Source organism: Streptomyces neyagawaensis (assembly GCF_023516595.1).
GTDB classification, from domain to species: Bacteria; Actinomycetota; Actinomycetes; order Streptomycetales; family Streptomycetaceae; genus Streptomyces; species Streptomyces neyagawaensis.
The window spans coordinates 21,877-43,441 of record NZ_JAMGBG010000060.1 but is presented as its reverse complement, the minus strand read 5'-3'; the positions used below and the strand labels follow the sequence as shown (position 1 = coordinate 43,441).

The following is a 21,565-nucleotide window of genomic DNA, read 5'->3' as shown; positions in this document are numbered from 1 at the left end:
CGCAAGGTCGGGATCATCACCGGGCTGCCGGACGCGTACGGGCGCGGCCGGATCATCGGCGACTACCGGCGCGTCGCCCTGTACGGCACCGACCGGCTGATCGAGGCCAAGCGGGCCGAGCGGGCCCTGTTGGACGCGCGGCCCTCCACCCCGGACGTCATCCGCGACCGTGAAGAGCTCGCCGAGCAGATTCGCGCGTTGGGGGAGCTGGCCGAGATGGCCGCCTCGTACGGCTGTGATGTCACCCGGCCCGCCGCCACCGCACATGAGGCGGTGCAGTGGCTGTACCTGGGCTTCCTGGCGGCGGTGAAGGAGCAGAACGGCGCCGCGATGTCGCTGGGCCGCACCTCCACCTTCCTGGACGTCTACCTCCAGCGGGACCTGGACGAGGGCCGTATCGACGAGACCCGCGCGCAGGAGCTGATCGACGACTTCGTGATCAAGCTGCGGATCGTACGGTTCCTGCGCACCCCCGAGTACGACGCCCTGTTCTCCGGCGACCCGACCTGGGTGACGGAGTCCATCGGCGGCATCGGCGCCGACGGCCGCCCGCTGGTCACACGGTCGTCCTTCCGCTTCCTGCAGACCCTGTACAACCTCGGCCCCGCCCCGGAGCCGAACCTCACCGTCCTGTGGTCTCCGCGGCTGCCCGAGGGCTTCAAGCGGTTCTGCGCGCAGGTCTCGATCGACACCAGCTCCATCCAGTACGAGTCCGACGAGCTGATGCGACCGCGCACCGGTGACGACACGGCGATCGCCTGCTGTGTGTCCGCGATGGCGGTGGGCAAGCAGATGCAGTTCTTCGGGGCCCGAGTGAACCTGGCAAAGGCGCTGCTGTACGCGGTCAACGGCGGCCGGGACGAGATGACCGGTGAGCAGATCGCGCCAGAGATGCCCCCGCTGATGGGCGAGTACCTTGATTATGACGAGCTGTCGGCGGCGTACGACCGGGTGCTGGACTGGCTGGCGGAGACGTACGTCGACGCGCTCAACGTCATCCACTACATGCACGACAAGTACGCCTACGAGCGGATCGAGATGGCGCTGCACGACTACCCCGTGCACCGTTTCATGGCGTGCGGCATCGCGGGTCTGTCGGTCGCCGTGGACAGTCTGTCCGCGGTCAAGCACGCGCGTGTGAAGGTCTTCAGGGACGCCACGGGCCTTGCCGTCGACTTCCGCACTGAGGGGGAGTTTCCCGCGTACGGCAACAACGACGACCGCGCCGACGGTCTCGCCGTCGAGCTGGTGAAGTCGTTCATGGCGAAGGTGCGCAAGCACCCCACGTACCGGGGCGCGGAGCACACGCAGTCGGTGCTGACCATCACCTCGAACGTGGTGTACGGCAAGCACACCGGTAACACCCCCGACGGCCGGCGCGCGGGTGCCCCGTTCGCGCCCGGCGCGAACCCGATGAACGGCCGCGACCGGCACGGCATGGTCGCCTCCGCGCTGTCGGTGGCGAAGCTCCCGTACGACGGCGCCCGCGACGGCATTTCCCTCACGTCGACCGTCACGCCTGAGGGGCTCGGCCACGACCCGGCCGAGCGTGCCGTGAACCTGGCCGGCATCCTCGACGCCTACATGGCCTCCGGCGGCTTCCACATGAACGTCAACGTGCTGAACCGGGCGACGCTCGAGGACGCCATGGAGCACCCGGAGAAGTACCCGGAGTTGACGATCCGGGTCTCCGGTTACGCGGTCAACTTCGTCCGTCTGACCCGAGAGCAGCAGCTCGACGTGATCAGCCGCACCTTCCATGGGGCCCTGTGAACCCCGTGACGCAGCTCGCCGCCGGACAGGTCTCGGGCCGGATCCACTCCTTGACCTGTCCGCCGGCGTCGACGGCCCAGGCACGCGGTTCGTCAGCGGCTGCCCGCTGCGCTGCCTGTACTGCGCCAACCCCGACACCTGGCACATGCGGGCGCGAGGCCACCGTCGACGAGGTGGTGGCCGAGCACGACAAGTACCGGTCCTTCATCACCACGGCGGGTGGGGGAGTGACCCTCACGGCAGGTGAGCCCCTGCTCCAACCGGCATTCACGGGCGCGGTGCTGAGCCGCTGCAAGGAGGCCGCCCTGCACACCGCTCTGGACACCTCCGGCTTGCTGGGCGCCGGAGCTGACCGAGCGCGTGCGTGAGCAGTTCCGGGAGCACGGGCTCCGGGCCCTGTGACCCCGGTGTGGTGCCGGCCCCGGATAGGTCAGTTGTGACCTGGCGGGTGGTCGAGGCCTGACCCCTTGTTACGGTCACGGCATCCTGCGGTGACTTCCCGGTGTCGGGGTCGCAGGGCGCGCCACAGCGGTCCAGTACAAGGAGCAGCCGTACGGCATCCCGCACCCGCGATGCCTTCCGCAGCCCAGGCTCCACCACACAGCCCCCTCGTAGACCCGGCCCGTTCGTCGAAGATCCGTCCATGACACACGATGACGACGCTGGCGTAATCCTGCATTCGCCCTGTACAGCCCCCGGGGTCGGTTGCCGGACCGCAAGAGAAGTGAGGAGCCTCTTTCTCGGCGGAGCCTCTTTCTCATTCGGTGGCGAGCCGTGCAGGAGTCCGCGGAGTCCTGCACTGGATCGCTGATCCGTCGGGGTCAGGCGCTGATGGTCTCGTCCGCGGCGGTGAGCCGGATTCCCGTGACCAGGTGGGGGTGGATGCGGACCGCGTAGTCCATGGTCTGTTTCACCCAGGGATGGAGCAGTGCCTGGTAGCGGGCCAGTTCGTGGGGATCGGTGATCAGGCGGGCGTAGCCGGTGACGACCACGCTCCAGCCGAGGTGGGTGCCCGGGTCGATGGCGTCGGCCTCGTAGGCGACGACGACGCCTGAGCCGTTCGCATGGCGGGTGTGCGAGGTGATCGCCGAGCCTTCGTGGGTGCGGATGATGATATCGCCGTTGTCGAGGATGTGGTTGACCGGCCGGATCGTGGGGAGCGCGTGCTGGGTGAAGACGATCCTGCCCAGGGAGACGCTGCCCAGGAGTCGCAGGGCCTCGGCGCTGTCGAGTTCCGCGCTGTGCCGTGGACCGGCGGTGGAGGGCAGGGCGTTGTTGCTGGCCATGGTGGGTTTCCGTAGGGTTTCGTCACTCACTGCGCGGGTGCTTCGGTAGGAGTGCCGTTGCCGTAACGGCGCTGGTCGCCGCGGTGTCGGTGGCGGCGGGGCCGGTACCGCATCTGCGTGTCCCTTCGAAGATCGGTGGCATGAGACCCCCCGAGGTCTCGGGGTGGAGCCCGGTGGCCGGCGGGTCACGGGCGGGGGTGGATCAGGCCATTTGAATGCGGGCAGTGAGGGGCGCGGTAGGGCCGAACGGCCCTACCGCGCCCCGGTCGGCCTATGTGCTCCCGGTCGGCCTATGCGCTGGCGGCGTCCTTCTGGCCGTAGTAGGCCGTGCGCATGAGTTCCTGCATGTCGTCGAGCATCGGCATCCGTGGGTTGGCGGGTGCGCACTGGTCCTCGTAGGCGTTCAGGGCCTGCTGGGGCAGGGCGTCGAGGAACGCGCGCTCGTCGACGGCGAGGGCGCTGAACGACGGCTCGATGCTCACGCTGTCGCGCAGGCGTTCCACGGCCGAGGCCAGCGACTCCACGCCCTCCTGAGGCGTGGCGGCCGGCAGGCCGAGGGTGCGGGCGATGTCCTGGAAGCGTTCGGGGGCGCGGTAGTGCTCGTACTTGGGCCAGCCGGTGAGCTTCGTGGGGACGGTGCCGTTGTAGCGGATGACGTGCGGCAGCAGGACGGCGTTGGTGCGGCCGTGGGCGATGTGGAAGGTGGCGCCGAGGGTGTGGGACATGGCGTGGACGATGCCCAGGAAGGCGTTGCCGAAGGCCATGCCCGCGATGGTGCCGGCGTTGTGCATCTTCTCCCGCGCCTGAGGACTTCCCGCGCCGTCGTTCACGGAGGCCGTGATGTTGTCGAAGATGAGGCGGATCGCGTGGAGTGACAGGCCGTCGGTGAAGTCGTTGGCGTAGACGGAGACGTACGCCTCGATGGCGTGGGTGAGGGCGTCGAAGCCGCTGTCGGCGGCGAGCGCGGGAGGCAGTTCGGCGGTGAGCAGCGGGTCGACGATGGCCACGCTGGGGGTGAGCGCGTAGTCGGCGAGCGGGTACTTCTTGCCGGTGGCCGGGTCGGAGATGACGGCGAAGGGGGTGACCTCGGCGCCGGTTCCGGACGTGGTGGGCACGCACACCAGGCGGGCGAGCTTTCCCAGGACGGGGAAGCGGAAGGCCCGCTTGCGGATGTCGGAGAACTTGTGCCGCATGTCGGCGAAGTCGATGTCCTTGCCGTCGGCCTGCTGCTCGTACAGCAGCCACATCACCTTGGCCGCGTCCATGGGTGAGCCGCCGCCGAGCGCGATGATCGTGTCGGGGCGGAAGTCGCCCATGAGACGGGCGCCGCGGCGGACGGAGTCGATGCTGGGTTCGGGTTCGACGTTGTCGATGATCTGCACGGTGACCGGTTCGCGGCGGCGCTGCAGGATGTGGGTGACGCGGTCGACGAAGCCGAGGCGGGTCATGGTGGCGTCGGTGACGACGGTAATGCGGTGGACGTCCGGCATGGACTGCAGGTAGCGCAGGGCCTGCGGCTCGAAGTAGATCTTCGGTGGGACCTTGAACCACTGGAGGTTGTTGCGGCGGGTGGAGACCCGTTTGATGTTGAGCAACTGGGCGGCGGAGACGTTGTTGGACACCGAGGTGCTGCCCCAGGAGCCGCAGCCGAGTGTCAACGACGGCAGCAGGCTGTTGTAGATCCCGCCGATGGCCCCTTGCGAGGATGGGGAGTTGACTATGACGCGCACCGTCTTGATGCGGCGGCCGTACGCTTCCGCGAGCGCGGGGTCCTCGGTGTGGATGACGGCGCTGTGGCCCTGACCATGGAAGGCGACCATGTCCGCGGAGAGGTCGAAGCCCCGCTGTTCGGAACCGGCGCGCAGCACGGCAAGCACGGGGCAGAGCTTCTCGCGGGTCAGCGGCTCGTCCCGGCCGACCCGCTCGGCCTCGACCAGGATGAGCGAGGTGTCGGCAGGGACGGTGAACCCGGCCTGTTCCGCGATCCAGGCGGGGCTCTGCCCCACGGCCGCCGAGTTGACCTTGGGCTCGCAGCCGCTGCCGGCCGTCCTGCCGGTCGGGAAGAGGAAGGCCTCCAGTTTCGCCTTCTCCTCGGCGGTCGCCAGGTGGGCGTGCAGGGTGCGGAACTCCGCGAGGGCGGCGTCATAGATCTCGTCGTCGAGGATGACGGCCTGCTCGGAGGCGCAGATCATCCCGTTGTCGAACGACTTCGACAGCACCAGGTCGTTGACGGCCCGGCGCAGCTTCGCGCTCTTGTGCACGTAGGCGGGGACGTTGCCGGCGCCCACGCCGAGGGCGGGCTTGCCGGCCGAGTACGCGGCTTTGACCATGGCGTTGCCGCCGGTGGCGAGGATGAGGGAGATGCCGGGGTGGTGCATCAGGGTGCGGGTGGCCTCGATGGACGGGGTCTCGATCCATTGCACGCAGTGCTCGGGCGCACCGGCGGCGACGGCGGCGTCGCGCACGACGCGCGCCGCTTCGGCGCTGCACCGCTGGGCGGAGGGGTGGAAGGCGAAGACGACCGGGTTGCGGGTCTTCAGCGCCATCAGCGCCTTGAAGATCGTGGTGGAGGTCGGATTGGTGACCGGGGTGACCGCGGCGATCACGCCGACCGGTTCCGCGACCTCTACCAGGTCCTCGACGTCGTCGCGGGCGATCACGCCGACGGTCTTCATGTGGCCCATGCTGTGCGTGACGTGCTCGCACGCGAACATGTTCTTGGCCGCCTTGTCCTCGAACAGGCCGCGTCCGGTCTCCTCCACTGCGAGCCGTGCCAGCGCGGTGTGCTGGTCCAGTGCGGCGACCGAGGCCTTCCTGACGATGTGGTCGACCTGCTCCTGGTCCAGCTCCTCGTAGTCGGCGAGCGCCTTCAACCCGGCCGTCACCAACCGGTCCACCGCGATGGTGGTGTCGGACGGAGCCTCGGTGAGAGGGGTCGTGGTCGTGGTCCCGGCTTCCTGTCGGGTCATGGGAGTGCGCCTCCGGTACGTCGGTGCCGCCGGAGGTGGTCCGGCGGGGCTACGGGGCGGCACCGTGAGGGATGCCGGTGCCGCTCCGATCCCACTCTCGTCCGCGGTGCGGCCCGGCCGCAGACGCCGTTGGTCCTTTCCTCTGTCCGCCCGGCCCGGTCGGGGAGGGCCGGACGGTACCCTCGGGCCCGGGACCTCACGTGGGCGGTCCCTGAACGGGTTCGTCAATGGGGCGCGGCTCGGCCGGGTGGCAGTCTTCGACGCTGTAGGTCAGGCCGTTGACCACTCCGACGGCCCCCTCGACCCGCCAGGCCGATCGGATCGCCAGGGGGATGTCGCTCCGACGTTCCAGGCGTCCCTTCAGTGTGACCACGCCGTCCCGGACGAACACGGTGACCGCGTCGGAGGACAGGCCGAGGGCGCCGACCAGGACCTCGTCCATCACCTGTCGGCGGATCTCCTCGTCCGTGCGCAGGAAGACACGCAGAAGGTCGCGGCGGGTGGCGATGCCGATGAGGCGGTCCTCCTCGTCCACGACGGGAAGCCGCTCGATGTGGTGACGCTCCATCATGCGGGCTGCCTCCGGGACCGGTTGCTCCGGATGCACCGTGACCGCAGGTGAGGACATCAGCTCCGCGGCGACGAGCCCCGGGGCCCCGCCCGCCGGGACGCGCACCGGACGGCGCAGGCCCGGCAGGCGGATCCGCCGGTCGGCGCGGTCCGCCTGCCCGCGGACGAGGTCGGTCGCGGAGATCACCCCTACCACCTTGTCGTCCGCGTCGACGACGGGCAGTCCGCCGATCCGGTGCCGGTTCAGCAGCCGTACCAGGTCCTTGAACGTCGTCTGCCGATGTGCCTGGATGACTTCACGGGTCATCACCTCTCCGACGGTGTGGGTCTTCACGCCGCCCTCCTTCTCTCCCAGGGCCGCTGGACGGGCCGGGCGCGGGAGGGTGAACCGCTCCGCACCCGGCTCCAGGTCCCTACTCCTGCCGCCCGTCCGCCGGGCCCCCGCGCCAGGGCGGCGGCGTGGCCGACTTGCGGGCCGCGTCGCCGCGGTGCACGACCCGCTCCACCTGGCCGCGCAGCCGGTCCTGCAGCCGGTCCGCGAGCTCGTGGGAGGTGGCCTCCCCGGCGTGGACGACCACGAGGTCGCGGTCCACCCGGATCTCGGCCCGTGCCGTCCACAGGTGCCCGGCGTGGTGCGCCGTGGCCTTCTCGATCCGCACCTCGCCGCTGACGGGCGGCAGGCCCGACCGGCCGAGGACCGCGTCGACCTTGGTGCGGACGTAGGCGAGCGCCTGCTCGTCCACGTCGCCCGCGCCTCGGACCCGTACGGCGGTGGCGGTCTGCTGGAAGTCGGTGTCCCTGACGGTCATCTGTTCCGCTCCTTGTGATCGTTCCGTGGCTCCAGCCTGATGCGAGGCCCCGCCCCGGCCCCAGGGCCACCCGGCCCCGGAACCGGGACCGTGGGGCCCCGTCACGGACTGCCGGCCGACGTCCCTGTTTCTCTCGACGGCGTCGACCGGCGGCAGCGCGTACCGGGGGAAACAGGGGCCAACCGGCCCTGGGCATACCACTCCGAACCGGGAAGGATCTCCAGCGAGACGGCCCACCGCGTCCACGCGGACAGCGGTGTGGACGCGGCATACGCGCAACAGGACCATTCGATGGCGGACGGCGAGCAGTCCGGCCCCGGCCACCCGATCCAGGTCTTCCTGATGGACGACCACGAGGTGGTACGGCGCGGGGTGCACGACCTGCTGAACGACGAACCGGACATCACCGTGGTCGGCGAGGCCGCCACGGCGGAGCAGGCCCTGGCACGCGTCCCCGCTCTGCGCCCGCAGGTCGCCGTCCTCGACGTGCGCCTGCCGGACGGCGACGGTGTCGCGGTGTGCCGGGAACTGCGTTCGCGCATACCGGACCTGGCCTGTCCGATGCTGACCTCGTTCGACGACGAGGAGGCGCTGCTGGACTCGATCATGGCGGGGGCGTCCGGTTACGTACTGAAGCAGATCCAGGGCTCCGACCTGGTGGCGGCCGTGCGCACGGTGGCCCGGGGCCAGTCGCTGCTGGACCCGAGCGCCACCACCAAGCTGATGACCAGGCTGCGCGGCGGACAGCAGAAGGAGGAGGAGCCGGACGCCCTGCCGGGTCTGACCGACCGGGAGCGGGAGATCCTGGCCCTGATCGGCGAGGGACTGACCAACCGACAGATCGGTCAGCGCCTGTACCTGGCCGAGAAGACGGTGAAGAACCACATTTCCCGTCTGCTCGCCAAGCTCGGCGTGGAGCGGCGCATCCAGGCCTCCGTGATCGCCACCGAAGCCCGGGGCCGGCTGAGGCAGGAAGGCCGCTGACGCGACGCGCAAGCGGGCGCCGGGCAACGGCGAAGCCCAGCTCGGGGCCGAACGTCCCACAGTCCGCCCCCGTCCGGCCCCTGCCCCTCCCGATTGTCCGCGCGCAGGCTCGGAACCCACCCCGGCACACCGCCGGGCATCGATCGGGAGGACGACGGACATGAGCGTGCGCGTCGGCATCAACGGGTTCGGCCGCATCGGCCGCAACTACCTGCGCTGCGTGCTGGAACGCGTGGAGCGTGGCACCGGCACACCCGTCGAGGTCGTGGCGGTCAACGACATCACCTCGCCGGCCACGCTGGCGCACCTGCTGGCGTTCGACTCGACGTACGGTCGCCTGCACCGCACCGTCGAACACGACGACGACTCACTGACCGTCGACGGACACCGCATCGCCGTCACGGCCGAACGCGACCCGGCCGCTTTGACCTGGGGCAGCCTTGGCGTGGACGTCGTCATCGAATCCACCGGCCGCTTCCGCACCCGTGAACAGGCCGGCCTGCACCTGGAGGCCGGCGCGCGCAAGGTGCTGCTGTCCGTGCCGGGCAAGGGTGTCGACGCTACCGTGGTCATGGGTGTCAACGAGGGCACGTACGACCCGGAGCGGGACCATGTGGTCTCCAACGCCTCCTGCACCACCAACTGCGTGGCGCCGATGGTGAAGGTCCTCGACGAGTCCTTCGGTATCGACAAGGGCCTGATGACCACCATCCACGGCTACACCAACGACCAGGTCGTTCTCGACGGCCCGCACAAGGACCTGCGCCGCGGCCGCAGCGCCGCCGTGAACATCATCCCCACCAGCACGGGAGCCGCCCGTGCCGTCGGCCTCGTCCTGCCGGAACTGTCCGGCACCCTGGACGGCATCGCCGTACGGGTCCCCGTGGAGGACGGTTCTCTGACCGACCTTAGTGTGGTCCTCGACCGGGCCGTCACCGTCGAGGAGGTCAACACCGCCTTCCGGGAGGCCGCCGATGGGCCGCTGAAGGGCGTCCTGCGGGTTTCCGAGGCACCTATCGTCTCGCGGGACGTCGTCGGTGACCCCGCCTCCTGCGTCTTCGACGCGCCGCTGACCCAGGCGCACGGCGAGCTGGTGAAGGTCTTCGGCTGGTACGACAACGAGTGGGGCTACACCAACCGCCTCCTCGACCTCACCGAGTACGTCGCCGCTCGCCTTCCGCTGGGCTGACTGCGCCATCCGCGCGGGCCGTGGGCTCCACACGAACCCGCGGCCCCCAGTGTCCTGAGTCAGGAATTCGCTGCGCGAGGTGTGCACAAGAACGTCCAGTCCCTGGAGAGGGAGATCCGCAACTGGATCAAGACCTGGAACGAAGCTCCGAAACCCTTCGTCCGGACGAAGACCGCGGACGAGATCCTCGAACGCCAGGACGTCGTGGGCGAAGGTGGCGGTGATGCCGAGCAGGACGGTGGCGGAGCCGCGCAGGAACGCACCGTCGTCGCGACGCTGCGCCCGTGGTGCGAGAAGTTCCCCGGTGTCCCTGTCGTCGAGACCGTGGCCGAAGGCCGGGTCACCTCCGAACTCGTGCGCGCGTCGACCGGGGCCTCCCTCGTCGTCGTGGGCCGCCGGACGCGGGACGGCCGTCTGGGCAGTCACATCGGTCCCGTCACGCACGCGGTGCTGCACCACGTCTGCTGCCCCGTGGCCGTCGTCCCGCACGACTGAATCCACGCATCGAGGCAACGCCGCGGGCGGACAGAGCCGCCGGCACTCGGGACCAATGGGCCAAGAGGGGGGCTTGTGGCCACTCACCCTGGTCGCCGTGGAGCAGAAGGATCAACCGTGGATCGACTCCCTCTCTGCGATCAGCCCAAGGAGCACAGTCATGTCCGCGCCCCTCAAAGGACCCGAAGCCGCCGCCGACGGCGCACCAGCCGCCCCGAAGGCGGCACTTGGCCTTCCCGCGGCCTCCGCGCTCGTGATCGGCAGCATCATCGGAACCGGGGTCTTCGCCCTGCCGTCGGCCCTCGCCCCGTACGGACCCATCTCGCTCGTGGCGTTCGTCGCCGTCACGCTCGGCGCGCTCGCGCTGGCCGTGACGTTCGGGACACTGTCGAAGCGGGTCCCGGCGAGCGGCGGGCCCTACGTCTACGCCCGTGAGGCCTTCGGGGAGTTCGCCGGGTTCCTCAACGCCTGGTCGTACTGGATCACCGCGTGGGCGGGGAACGCCGCGATCGTGGTGGCCTGGGTCGGTTATGTCGAGGTGTTCGTCAACACCGGGCACAGGACCGGGATCTCGGTGCTCATTGCCCTGATCGGCCTGTGGATCCCCGCTGCGATCAACCTCACCGGTGTGCGATACACCGGCGCATTCCAAGTGGTCACCACCGTGCTGAAGTTCGTGCCGCTGGTGTTCATGGCCACGATCGGGCTGTTGTTCATCGACCCGGACAACTTCGGTGCCTTCAACGCCAGTGGCCGGTCGGCGTTGGGTGCGATCTCCGCCGCCGCGGCCATCGCCCTGTTCAGCTATCTCGGGCTGGAGGCCGCTTCCGTGGTCGCGGGCCGCGTACGCGAGCCGGGCCGGAACGTGCCACGCGCCACCGTGTACGGCACGCTCGTCTGCGCCGTCATCTACATCCTGGGCACCCTCGCCGTCTTCGGTACCGTCTCGCACGGCGAACTCGGCGCCTCCACCGCGCCGTTCACCGACGCCGCGAACAACATCTTCGGCGGCACCTGGGCGGGCGACGCGGTCGCCGTGGCCGCCATCGTCTCCGGTATCGGCGCCCTCAACGGCTGGACCATGCTGTGCGCGGAGATGCCGTACGCCGCCGCCCGCGACGGACTCTTCCCCGGGACCTTCGCCAAGCTGCGCGGAGAGAGCGGCGTCCCGGTCTTCGGCATCGTCGCCTCGGCCCTGCTCGCCTCGCTGATCACCGTGTTCAGCTACACGCGCTTCGAGGACGTCTTCACCAAGATCGTCCTGCTGAGCGTGCTCACCGCCGTGATCCCGTACCTGTTCTCCGCCGCCGCCCAGTTGTACTGGCTGTTGGTACGTGGCCAGGAAAGCCTGAAGCCGAGGCAGCTGGCCCGGGACGTCACTGTCACCGCGCTCGCGATGGCCTTCTCGTACTGGTCGATCCAGGGCAGCGGCTACCAGACCGTCTACTACGGGCTGTTCGTGCTGCTGCTCGGCCTGCCGGTCTACGTGTGGCTCAAGCGCGACCGCGGTGAGTACGACGAGTCGGTGCCCGCGCAGCCGGCGGCCACGGTCCCTCGGGCACGGGCGCCCGAGGCACCCGTAACCGGCAAGGGAAACCCTCGGGGGCGGCGGAGGTACCGCACTGGCGGCTCCCCGAAGTACACGCCACGGCACCACGACTGACCACGTCCGTACGGCCCGAGGAAGCTCGCCGTGAACACCTTCCAGAGATCGTCACCATCGCCGGCGCCGAACCGGGCCGTGGCCGTGGCGGACCGCGCTGCATGAGCTACCCGGTCGAACGCGACGCGGCTGCCTGACCGAACGGAGGGCCACCATGACCATAGACCTGCGAGGCCGCTCCTGGGTGTCCATGGGGAGCCCCCCCCGAGACCTGGGGGAAGCGTATCGACCTGTTGCTGCCGTACCAGGTCAACGACAAGACACTCGCGGCCACCAGCAACCCGGACGTCAAGTTCATGCACTGCCTGCCGGCCCTCCACGACCACCACACCCGGCTCGGCGAGGAAGTACACCACAACTACGGCCCGGCCGCGCTGGAAGTCACCGACGAGGTCTTCTCCTCACCCGCCTCCATCGTCTTCGACCAGGCGGAGAACCGGCTGCACACCATCAAGGCCGTGCTCGTCGCCACTCTGGAGGACTGAACCATGCGCATCGTCATCGCCCTCGGCGGCAACGCCCTGCTGCACCGGGGCGAACGCCCTGACGCGGCCGTGCAACAGGCGAACATCGACCGGGTTGCGACGGCTGTCGCCGCACTCGCGCACGAGCACGAGGTCGTCCTCACCCACGGCAACGGCCCGCAGATCGGCCTCCTCGCCATGGAGAGCGCGTCCGATCGCGCGCTGAGTGCCCCCTATCCGCTGGACCTGCTCGGCGCCCAGACCGAGGGCATGATCGGCTCGCTGCTGGCCCGCAGCATGTACAACGCCCTGCCCGGCCGCAAGATCGCCGCGCTGGTGACCCACACTCTCGTGCGGGCCGACGACCCGGCCTTCGCGCGACCCACCAAGTTCGTCGGGCAGGTGTACCCCCGGGACACCGCCCGGTCACTCGCCCGGAAGCGCGGCTGGCACATCGCCCAGGACACCACCGGCTGGCGCCGGGTCGTCGCCTCCCCGTCACCCCAGGAGATCGTGGAGACTGACACCATCCATGACCTGCTCGCTTGCGGAGCACTGGTCGTCTGCGCCGGCGGCGGAGGCATCCCCGTCACCGCCGACCTCGACACCGGCGCGCTGTACGGAGTTGACGCGGTGATCGACAAGGACCTCACCGCGGCCCTGCTCGCCGAGGACCTCAAGGCGGACTTCCTGCTCATCCTCACGGACGTTCCGAACGTCTACGCCGACTACGGCACCCCGGACCAGCAGCCCCTCCTCGACGCCACACCCGACGAGCTGCGCTGTGGCAGGTTTCCCGACGGTTCGATGGGTCCCAAGACGGAGGCCGCGGCCCGGTTCGTCGAACGTACGGGTGGCCTGGCCGCGATCGGTGCCCTCGACGCGGCGTACGAGGTCGTCCATGGCAGGTCGGGCACGCTCGTCCGCCCCGATCTGACTGTCGGCTGACGTCTGGCGGAGCGGGGAGGCCCGACAGAGGCCGTTCCCGCCACGGTCGGGACCGATGGGCCCTCACGGTTCGTCCTTGTCCCGCCAAGGCCGCTTCCTGGCGGCACCGCCGAGCGTCTGTGGGCCACGAGCATCCCGACGACGCTGACCATCCGTGGAGGGCGAAGCCGGAGCCTGAGAGTGAGGGCCCAGTGCCTGCGGTCGTCGGCATCAGCGCCGACGCGCATGCTGTTCGCCGAGCATATCGACGAATCCGTTCGTCGACTACCGCGTCATCTGCTCGTCGGCCCTCGTGGCCCGGGCGCCGGCGCCAGCTGGAGTTCGGGCAAGGCCTGGGCGCGGCTGTGCTTCGTCAGCCGGAACCGTTGGTGCGGTGACCTCTCAGTGCTTGTAGGCCCGTCCGTGCCCCGATCTCACCTGGGGCATGCTTCTCGGCCGGGGCTGTCGTCGATACGGCGCTTCATCCCCCCCCGTACGACCCCTGAGGGCTGCGGCACGGCCGGGCCCCGCCCCCCAGCCGCTGAGGCCAAGGGGCGGGGCCCGGACGCGCGTCACCGGCTGTCGCTGCCCCGGGTCCCCGACAGCGCGGCTCGTCCCTCCTCCGGGCGGGCCACCGGGACGCGGAACGGGGAGCAGGAGAACTGTGAGGGGCTCCCCGTCCTCCCGATCGGGACGGCCTTCGCGCCGTCGGCTCTTCTCAGGCCCGCTCACCCTTGGCGCTGGTCCGCGGCAGGCCGAACGGCCCCTGAGAAGGAGGTCATTCGGCCTCTACAACGCGCCACCGAGTGCCGGTGAGGTTGGTGTGACCCAACCGGAAGCATGGCACGAGGGAGACGCCATGGACGCTTCCACCGCTGCCTCGACATCCGCCTCCAGCCCCACTTCCACCTCCACATCGGCCTCTGCGTCCGCGCTGCGCACGGTGCGCGAGCAGTTCGTGACCTCGTTCGGCACGCCGTCACCGTCAGGAGTGCGGCGTCTGGTGGCCGACTCGTGGAGTCGCTGCGCGGTGTGCGGCGTACGGCCCGACGGCAGTCGTCTGCCGCCCCTGTTCAGGACCTCCGCGGAGCTGGCCGCGTACCGGCGGGGCCATCCGCTTGCCGCCGTACTGCCCCTGTTGCGGGAGCTGTTGGGAACCGGTGCCGCCGATGACGGGCACCTCTTCGCGGTCGGTGACGCCGACGGGACCCTGCTGTGGGTGGAGGGGGATTCCGCGGCCTTGCGGCGCGCCGAGCGAATGCACTTCGTGGCGGGGGCCATGTGGTCCGAGGCGCAGGCCGGGACCAACGCCCCGGGCACGGCGCTGGAGGTCGGACAGCCCGTCCAGATCGTGGCCGGCGAGCACTACAACTCTGCCGTGCATGACTGGTCGTGCGCCGCTGCCCCCGTGCGCGACCCCGGCACCGGGCGCCTGCTCGGTGTGGTCGACCTTTCCGGGGGCGCCACCATCGCCACGCCACCCGCCCTCGCCGCGGTGCGCGGAGCCGCGCTGCTGGCCGAGGCGGAGCTCGCCCGTGCACTGCCAGTACCGCCGACTCCGCTCGGCCCGGACGGGTGGGTGCCGCACGCGCCCTCCGCCGGATGTGGGGCGGGTGCAGGCCTGGCCGCACTGGGCCGGGACTGTGCCCTGCTGGAGAACGCCGGGCGCGTCCACCGGCTGAGCCCGCGCCACAGCGAGATCGTGGTGGCGCTCGCCCTGGAGGGCCGGGGCGTGCACGGCGACCGGCTGGCTGTGGACCTGTCGGAGCGGGAGGTGCCCCCTTCGACCCTGCGGGCAGAGATGACCCGGCTGCGCGCGGTGCTCGGCCCGGCCCTGCTCGGCTCGCGACCGTACGCGCTCCTCTGCCCGGTGCGCACCGACTTCGGGGAGGTCTCGGCGCTGCTCGCCGAGGGGCGGGTGGACGAGGCGCTGGCCCGCTACCGCGGCCCGCTGCTGCCGCGCTCCGAGGCGCCGGCCATCGTCGAGCACCGGCGGGCCCTGGAGCAGCAGTTGCGCGGTGCAGTCCTCGGCAGTGGCGATGCCGGGCTGCTGCGCCGCTGGGTGGACGCGGCCTGGGGCGCCGAGGACTCGCTCGCGTGGCTCACGCTCGCCCACAGACTGCCGGGCGGCTCGGCGCAGCGTGCTGCCGCGGCAGCACGGGCCCGCGGTCTGGATGCCGCATCAGCTCTCCAGCCGCAGGCCGGACGACATGCAGCGGTGTTGCAGCGTTCCCGCTCCTAGCGTGCTGAGCATCACCACAACCCTCGCGAAAGGTGACGATCATGACGTACGAGCCTCCGGGTGCGAAGGGCAGCCCCGTCGACGTCTCGCCCCGCTACGAGAACTTCATAGGCGGCAAGTGGCAGGCACCCACCACTGGTGAGTACTCACCCAACCTGAGCCCCGCCACCGCCAGGCCGTTCTGCGAGGTCCCCAAGTCGGGCCCCCAGGACATCGAACTCGCCCTGGACGCCGCGCACGCGGCGAAGGACAAGTGGGGCGAGGCGTCCACCGCTCAGCGGGCCGCGGTGCTGAACAAGGTGGCCGACGCCATCGACGCCCACCGCGAGGAACTCGCCGTCGCCGAGAGCTGGGACAACGGCAAGCCCGTCCGTGAGACCCTTGCCGCCGACATCCCGCTCGCGGCGGACCACTTCCGCTACTTCGCGGCCGCGATACGCGCCGAGGAGAGCTCGATCACCGAGATCGACAAGGACCTGATCGCCTACCACTTCCACGAGCCGCTGGGCGTGGTCGGGCAGATCATTCCGTTCAACTTCCCGCTGCTGATGGCCGCGTGGAAGCTGGCCCCGGCGCTCGCCGCGGGCAACGCCTCGGTCCTCAAGCCGGCCTCGCCGACCCCGTGGTCGATCCTGAAGCTGATGGAGGTCATCGGCGACATCCTCCCCGCCGGTGTCGTCAACGTCGTGAACGGCCCGGGCGCCGCCATCGGCAAGGCGCTGGCCACCAACAAGCGCATCGCCAAGGTCGCCTTCACCGGAGAGACCACCACCGGCCGGCTGATCATGCAGTACGCGTCCGAGAACATCATCCCGGTCACCCTGGAGCTGGGCGGCAAGTCGCCGAACATCTTCTTCAACGACGTGGCCACCGAGGACGACGACTTCCTGGACAAGGCCGTCGAGGGACTCGTGCTGTACGCGTTCAACAAGGGCGAGGTCTGCACCTGCCCCTCCCGTGCCCTCATCCAGGAGGACATCTACGAGGAGTTCATGGGTCGCTGCCTGGAGCGCATCCGCGCCATCAAGCAGGGCAACCCCCTCGACCCGGCCACCATGATCGGCCCCCAGGTCTCCCGGCAGCAGGTCGAGAAGATCGGCTCCTACGTCGAGATCGGCGTGAAGGAAGGCGCCGAACTGCTCGTGGGCGGCCACCGTCCCGCCATCGGAGGGGACTTCGCGGACGGCTTCTTCTACGAGCCGACCGTCCTGAAGGGCCACAACAGGATGCGGGTCTTCCAGGAGGAGATCTTCGGTCCGGTCCTCGCGGTCACCACCTTCAAGGACGAGGCCGAGGCGCTCGAGATCGCCAACGACACGCTGTACGGCCTCGGGGCCGGCGTGTGGAGCCGCGACACCGGACGCACCTACCGGATGGGCCGCGCCATCAAGGCGGGCCGCGTCTGGACGAACTGCTACCACCAGTACCCCGCGGGTGCCGCGTTCGGTGGCTACAAGGTCTCCGGCATCGGACGCGAGACGCACAAGATGATGCTCGAGCACTACAGCCAGACCAAGAACCTCCTGGTCAGCTACGGCACCAAGCCGCTCGGGCTGTTCTGAGCGGACCGCCGGGTCCACCAGTCCCTGCAGTTCCCGCACCAGTCCCTGCGGATCCGAAGAGGTGCACCGACATGCCCGCGACGCTTCACAACGGCAACGCCGGGCGCGTCACCGCCACCCGGGCGGCGCACAAGGCCATCGCGGCCCTGCGCGCCGCCCATGGCCGGCCGGTGATGTTCGTCCAGTCCGGCGGCTGCTGCGACGGCAGCGATCCGATGTGCTTCCCCGGCGGCGAATTCGCCCTCGGCGAGGGCGACATGCTGCTCGGCGTCCTGGACGGCTGCACCTTCCACATCGACGCCGACCTGTACCAGGCGCTCGGCCGCCCGCGCCTCGTCCTGGACGTCGAGGAGGGAACACCGGGCGGCTTCTCCCTCGCAGCAGGCGACGGGCTGCGCTTCGTCACCCACATACAGGACCCGGACGAGACACGGGCCCGAACACACCCGCCATCCGAGGAGCTGATCATGAAGGCAGCAGTCGTCACCGACTTCGGCAAGCCCCTGGAGATCCAGGACCTGCCCGTCCCCGAGCCGGGCCCCGGCCAGGTGCTCGTCCGCATGGAGGCCTCCGGCCTCTGCCACACCGACATCCACGCCGCCCACGGCGACTGGCCCGTCAAGCCGCAGCCGCCGTTCATCCCCGGCCACGAGGGCATCGGCCCCGTCCAGGCCGTCGGCGCCGGCGTCTCCGAGGACCTGATCGGCCAGCGGGTCGCCATTCCGTGGCTCGGCTCGTCCTGCGGCACCTGCCGCTACTGCCTCTCCGGCTGGGAGACCCTCTGCCAGAGCCAGGTCAACTCCGGCTACTCCGTGGACGGTTGCTACGCCGAGTACGCCGTCGCAGACGCGGGCGCGGTCGTCCAGGTCCCCGACGGCGTGTCGTCCTTCGACGCGGCACCGCTGACCTGCGCCGGCGTCACCACGTACAAGGCCATCAAGGTCGCGAACGTAGTTCCGGCCGAACGGGTCGCCGTCTTCGGCATCGGTGGCCTCGGCCACCTGGCGGTGCAGTACGCGCGACTCGTCGGCGGCTTCGTCACCGCTGTCGATCTCGAACCGGACAAGCTGGGCCTCGCCCACAAGCTGGGCGCGGACCAGATCGTCAACGCCCGCACGCACGACCCGGTCGAGGAGATCAAGAAGGCCGGCGGCGCGGACGTGGCCGTGGTGTTGGCCGCGAGCGCCAAGGCCTTCGAGCAGGCCTACCGATCACTGAACCGTGGCGGGCGTCTGGTGATGGTCGGACTGCCCGCCGACAATGCGTCGATCAACGTGCCGATCTTCGAGACCGTGCTCGGCGGGATCTCCGTCATCGGCTCCATCGTCGGCACACGTCAGGACCTGGCCGAGGTGTTCGCGCTGCACGCGGCCGGACGCACCCAGGTGATCGCCGAGCAGCGGCGCCTGGAGCAGGTCAACGAGTCCTTCGACGAGGTCCTCGGCGGACGGGCCGAAGCCCGGCTCGTCTTCGAGTTCTGAGAGTTCTGCGGCCCGGCATCCACCGGATCGACCGGGCCACAGGGAGAGGCAACACATCATGGGAACCGTCACCGTAGGTGCCGTACGGGAGCGGGCACCCGGCGAACGCCGTGTCGCCCTCGTCCCCGAGTCCGTCACCCTCCTGCGCCGAACCGGCCTCGACGTCCTGATCGAGACCGGAGCCGGATCCGGCGCCTGGTTCACCGACTCCGAATACGCCGACGCCGGCGCGACCGTCGTCACCCCGGACGAGCTGTACGCACGCGCGGACGCCGTCCTGTGCGTCGGCCCGCCCGACCCGGAGGCCGCAGGGGCGCTGCGCGCCGGGCAGACCCTGATCGGTCTGCTCCAGCCGCTGCGGCACCCCGCCCTGGTCGAGGATCTGACCGGGCGCGGCGTACGCACGGTGAGCCTCGATCTGCTGCCCCGAACCCTCAGCCGCGCCCAGTCCATGGACGCGCTGACCTCCCAGGCCAGTGTCGCCGGTTACAAGGCGGCCCTGGTGGCGGCCGACTCGTACGACCGCTTCTTCCCGATGCTGACCACCGCCGCGGGCACCATGCGTCCCGCCCAAGTCCTGATCCTCGGTGCCGGAGTGGCAGGACTGCAGGCGATCGCCACCGCCCGCCGCCTCGGCGCCGTCGTCTCGGCGTACGACGTACGCCCCGCGTCCCGAGGGGAGGTGGAGTCACTGGGCGCCCGGTTCCTCGACATCGAGAGCCCGCCGGAAGGGGAACAGGACACCGAACGCGGCGGCTATGCAAGGGAGTTGACCGAGCATGAGCAGCGGGCCCAGCGGGAGGCACTGGATACGCACATCGCTCGCTCGGACATCGTGATCACCACGGCGCAGGTGCCGGGCCGCAAGCCGCCGCTGCTGGTGACCGCGGCCGTGGTCGAGCGGATGAAGCCCGGCTCGGTCGTCGTCGACCTCGCCGCGAGTGAACTAGGCGGCAACGTCGAGGGCTCCGAACCCGACAAGACAGTCGTCCTGGACGGCGGAGTCACCCTCATCGGCGCCGGGCATCTGCCCTCCGCCATGGCGACCGCCGCCTCCACAGCGTACGCCCGCAACCTCGTCGCGCTGCTCGGGCACCTGGTGCGCGACGGGGAACTGAACCTCGACCCGGCCGACGAGATCACGGCCGCACTCCTGGGAGGAGACTCCTCATGAACAACCTCGATCTCCTCACCGCGATCACCGTGTTCGTCCTGAGCGTGCTGGTCGGCATCGAGGTCATCAGCAAGGTCCCCGCGACCCTCCACACTCCGCTGATGTCCGGCTCCAACTCGGTGCACGGCATCGTCGTCATCGGCGCGATGCTGATCGCGGCCGAGTCCCACACCTGGCTCGGCTACGTACTCGCCTTCGCGGCCATGGCCTTCGGCGCCATGAATGTCGTCGGCGGATACGTCGTCACGGACCGCATGCTGGAGATGTTCAAGGCGAAGCCGCCCCCCGAGAAGAACCAGTCCCCCGAGAAGAACCAGTCCGCCGAGAAGAACCAGAAGGCGGGGGTGTGACCGTCATGGACACCGTCTCCCATGCCGTCCACTACATCTTCCTGGCCGCGGCCGCCTGCTTCGTGATGGGCCTGCACCTGATGAACCACCCGCGCACCGCCCGCCGCGGCAACACTCTCTCCGCCGGGGCCATGGCCGTCGCCATCGCCGCCACCGCGTGGCTGATCCTGGGCGAGAACGTGATCAGCACCACCGGATGGCTCGTCCTGACCTCGGGCGGCGTCCTCGGGGCGGCCCTGGGCCTGTGGGCCGCCCGCGAGATCCGGATGACGGCGATGCCCCAACTGGTCAGCCTCTTCAACGCCGTCGGCGGCGGAGCGGCCGCGCTCATCGCTGTGGGTGACCTGCTCCAGACCGGGCACCCGGCCGCCCTGGGCGCACGTGTCTCGCTGCCCGGCGCGCTGGACATCGTCATCGGGGCGGTCACGTTCTCCGGGTCGCTGATCGCGGCGGGCAAGCTGCAGGGCGTCGTGTCGGGGGCACCCGTGGTCTTCCCGGGCGCACGGCTGCTCAACGTACTGCTGCCGGCCTCCTTCGTCGTCGGCACGGTCTGGCTGGTGCTGGCACCGGACAGCCGGGTCGCGCTGTACGGGCTCGTGGCGGTCGCGCTGCTCTTCGGCGTGACGATGGTCCTGCCGATCGGCGGCGCCGACATGCCGGTGGTCATCTCCCTGCTGAACGCCTTCACCGGTTCGGCGGTCGCGATGGCCGGCTTCGTGCTCGACGAGACCGCGCTGATCATCGCCGGCATGCTCGTCAGTGCCTCGGGCGGCATCCTCACCAAGCTGATGGCCGACGCCATGAACCGTTCCATCGCCAACATCGTGATCGGCGGCTTCGGCACCGGCGACAGCACACCGGCGGCGACCGGATCCGGTGCGCCGGCCCAGGTGCGGTCGATCTCCGCGGACGACGTGGCGATCCAGCTGGCGTACGCGAGCAAGGTCATCTTCGTCCCGGGCTACGGTCTGGCCGCCGCCCAGGCCCAGCACGAACTCGGCGACCTGGCCAAGGTGCTGACGGACCACGGCATCGACGTCAGCTACGCGGTCCACCCGGTCGCGGGCCGCATGCCGGGCCACATGAACGTGCTTCTGGCGGAGGCCAACGTTCCCTACACCCAGCTGAAGGAGATGGACGACGTCAACCCCGAGTTCCCGCAGGCCGACGTCGCCCTGGTCATCGGTGCCAACGACGTCACCAACCCGATCGCGCGCCGCCCCGGCAACGCGATCTCCGGAATGCCGATCCTCGATGTCGACCAGGCGAAGAGCGTGATCGTCATCAAGCGCTCGATGGGCCACGGCTACGCGGGCGTCGACAACGAGCTCTACACCGACCCCAAGACCGGCATGTTCTTCGCCGACGCGAAGAAGGGACTTTCCGAACTCAAGGCGGCAGTGGGGGAGTTCGTCGGTTGACATCGACACGCACGCGGTCGGTGCAGGACCGCCAAGACCGCAGGACCGGGGCCACGCTTTCGAGCGTGGCCCCAGCGCGTTGTCGTGGGTCGCGTGACCGCCGGGTTGAGGTTGAAGGGGCCCAAGGTCCCGGCTGAGGCACCAGAAGGCCCCGCCATCGCCCTGCTGGCACTCGTGGCGACGCATCCACACCTGATGAGCCGTCC

The 21,565-nt window shown here is 70.0% G+C and carries 16 protein-coding genes and 4 pseudogenes; 16 read left to right on the top strand and 4 right to left on the bottom strand.

Annotated elements, in window-relative coordinates; all coding sequences use genetic code 11:
• Positions 1 to 1,773 (top strand): pyruvate formate lyase family protein (locus M8J73_RS25425; RefSeq protein ID WP_249829092.1); only part of this gene is annotated, 1,773 nt, incomplete at its 5' end.
• A 5-nt stretch (positions 1,774 to 1,778) separates the two neighbouring features.
• Positions 1,779 to 2,123: pseudogene (locus M8J73_RS25420) on the top strand (radical SAM protein); the annotation flags it as partial.
• Between the two features lie 471 nt (positions 2,124 to 2,594).
• Here the strand turns inward: M8J73_RS25420 and M8J73_RS25415 are convergent.
• The 4 genes from M8J73_RS25415 to M8J73_RS25400 form a co-directional block, all read right to left on the bottom strand.
• The gene (locus tag M8J73_RS25415) at positions 2,595 to 3,059 is read right to left on the bottom strand and encodes a pyridoxamine 5'-phosphate oxidase family protein (protein ID WP_206187994.1); all 465 of its coding nucleotides are present in this window, start codon (positions 3,057 to 3,059) and stop codon (positions 2,595 to 2,597) included.
• A 290-nt stretch (positions 3,060 to 3,349) separates the two neighbouring features.
• Positions 3,350 to 6,028: a bifunctional acetaldehyde-CoA/alcohol dehydrogenase gene (gene adhE, locus M8J73_RS25410; protein ID WP_055541698.1), complete on the bottom strand. Its 2,679-nt coding sequence runs from the start codon at positions 6,026 to 6,028 to the stop codon at positions 3,350 to 3,352.
• Between the two features lie 196 nt (positions 6,029 to 6,224).
• On the bottom strand, positions 6,225 to 6,932 hold the full coding sequence (locus tag M8J73_RS25405; protein ID WP_240501626.1) for a CBS domain-containing protein: 708 nt from the start codon (positions 6,930 to 6,932) through the stop codon (positions 6,225 to 6,227).
• A gap of 79 nt (positions 6,933 to 7,011) precedes the next feature.
• Positions 7,012 to 7,407 (bottom strand): hypothetical protein, encoded by a 396-nt coding sequence (locus tag M8J73_RS25400; RefSeq protein ID WP_055541699.1) that lies wholly within the window; start codon positions 7,405 to 7,407, stop codon positions 7,012 to 7,014.
• A 291-nt stretch (positions 7,408 to 7,698) separates the two neighbouring features.
• Here M8J73_RS25400 and M8J73_RS25395 point away from each other — a divergent pair, with 291 nt between their 5' ends.
• The 14 genes and pseudogenes from M8J73_RS25395 to M8J73_RS25330 all read left to right on the top strand — a co-directional run bounded on the left by M8J73_RS25395 (position 7,699) and on the right by M8J73_RS25330 (position 21,359).
• The gene (locus M8J73_RS25395) at positions 7,699 to 8,391 is read left to right on the top strand and encodes a response regulator (RefSeq protein ID WP_249829093.1); all 693 of its coding nucleotides are present in this window, start codon (positions 7,699 to 7,701) and stop codon (positions 8,389 to 8,391) included.
• A 160-nt stretch (positions 8,392 to 8,551) separates the two neighbouring features.
• Positions 8,552 to 9,580, top strand: a complete 1,029-nt coding sequence (gene gap, locus M8J73_RS25390) for a type I glyceraldehyde-3-phosphate dehydrogenase (RefSeq protein ID WP_249829091.1) — start codon at positions 8,552 to 8,554, stop codon at positions 9,578 to 9,580.
• Between the two features lie 81 nt (positions 9,581 to 9,661).
• Entirely contained in the window at positions 9,662 to 10,075 is a 414-nt protein-coding gene (locus M8J73_RS25385) for a universal stress protein (RefSeq protein WP_055538750.1), read from the top strand.
• 253 nt (positions 10,076 to 10,328) lie between these two features.
• A complete protein-coding gene (locus M8J73_RS25380; protein WP_055538753.1) occupies positions 10,329 to 11,738 on the top strand; it encodes an APC family permease in 1,410 nt (469 codons plus the stop codon).
• A 44-nt stretch (positions 11,739 to 11,782) separates the two neighbouring features.
• A pseudogene (locus M8J73_RS25375) lies at positions 11,783 to 11,875 on the top strand (arginine deiminase family protein); the annotation flags it as partial.
• A 44-nt stretch (positions 11,876 to 11,919) separates the two neighbouring features.
• Positions 11,920 to 12,223, top strand: a pseudogene (locus M8J73_RS25370) (ornithine carbamoyltransferase); the annotation flags it as partial.
• 3 nt (positions 12,224 to 12,226) lie between these two features.
• On the top strand, positions 12,227 to 13,150 hold the full coding sequence (locus M8J73_RS25365; RefSeq protein ID WP_055538752.1) for a carbamate kinase: 924 nt from the start codon (positions 12,227 to 12,229) through the stop codon (positions 13,148 to 13,150).
• Between the two features lie 838 nt (positions 13,151 to 13,988).
• Positions 13,989 to 15,371 (top strand): GAF domain-containing protein, encoded by a 1,383-nt coding sequence (locus tag M8J73_RS25360; protein ID WP_249829090.1) that lies wholly within the window; start codon positions 13,989 to 13,991, stop codon positions 15,369 to 15,371.
• 41 nt (positions 15,372 to 15,412) lie between these two features.
• Positions 15,413 to 16,933 carry an aldehyde dehydrogenase family protein gene (locus M8J73_RS25355; protein ID WP_055539173.1) on the top strand — a complete coding sequence of 507 codons (1,521 nt, stop codon included), beginning with the start codon at positions 15,413 to 15,415 and terminating at the stop codon, positions 16,931 to 16,933.
• Between the two features lie 71 nt (positions 16,934 to 17,004).
• Positions 17,005 to 17,331 (top strand): annotated as a pseudogene (locus M8J73_RS44885) (DUF779 domain-containing protein); the annotation flags it as partial.
• Between the two features lie 69 nt (positions 17,332 to 17,400).
• The gene (locus M8J73_RS25345; protein ID WP_055539200.1) at positions 17,401 to 18,414 is read left to right on the top strand and encodes a zinc-dependent alcohol dehydrogenase; all 1,014 of its coding nucleotides are present in this window, start codon (positions 17,401 to 17,403) and stop codon (positions 18,412 to 18,414) included.
• Between the two features lie 58 nt (positions 18,415 to 18,472).
• Complete coding sequence (locus M8J73_RS25340) at positions 18,473 to 19,588, top strand: NAD(P) transhydrogenase subunit alpha (RefSeq protein ID WP_055539174.1); 1,116 nt, start codon at positions 18,473 to 18,475, stop codon at positions 19,586 to 19,588.
• On the top strand, positions 19,585 to 19,938 hold the full coding sequence (locus M8J73_RS25335) for an NAD(P) transhydrogenase subunit alpha part 2 (protein ID WP_055539175.1): 354 nt from the start codon (positions 19,585 to 19,587) through the stop codon (positions 19,936 to 19,938). The genes M8J73_RS25340 and M8J73_RS25335 overlap by 4 nt, the downstream gene beginning before the upstream one ends.
• A gap of 5 nt (positions 19,939 to 19,943) precedes the next feature.
• Positions 19,944 to 21,359, top strand: coding sequence for an NAD(P)(+) transhydrogenase (Re/Si-specific) subunit beta (locus tag M8J73_RS25330; protein ID WP_055539201.1), 1,416 nt, complete (start codon positions 19,944 to 19,946; stop codon positions 21,357 to 21,359).
• Positions 21,360 to 21,565: the final 206 nt, after the last annotated feature.